This window comes from Vogesella mureinivorans (assembly GCF_007644035.1).
Lineage (GTDB): Bacteria > Pseudomonadota > Gammaproteobacteria > Burkholderiales > Chromobacteriaceae > Vogesella > Vogesella mureinivorans.
In genome coordinates, this window is sequence record NZ_VMTV02000094.1 from 1 (window position 1) to 268 (window position 268).

At 38.8% G+C, this 268-nt stretch carries 1 protein-coding gene; it reads left to right on the forward strand.

Annotation, left to right across the window (positions count from 1 at the left end; translation table 11 throughout):
• Window positions 1-268 (forward strand): GNAT family N-acetyltransferase (locus FLQ44_RS02100; RefSeq protein ID WP_147692831.1); only part of this gene is annotated, 268 nt, incomplete at both ends.

Genomic DNA, 268 nt, shown 5'->3' on the forward strand with positions numbered 1-268 from the left:
GAATGGTACACAATTTTATCTGCGCCAAGTGAAATATCCTGATGATATGGCACTGTTACATAAGTGGATGCATGAACCGCATGTAATTCCGCAGTGGCAATTGAATAAGTCTGAAGTCGAACTCAAAGTATATTTTGAAAAACAATTGGCTGACGACCACCATCGTTTGTTAATTGTCGGTGTAGACGGACAAGATGTGGGTTATACCGAAATATATGAAGGAAAACGTGATAGATTGGGGCTATATTATTCGGGACATGAATTAGAT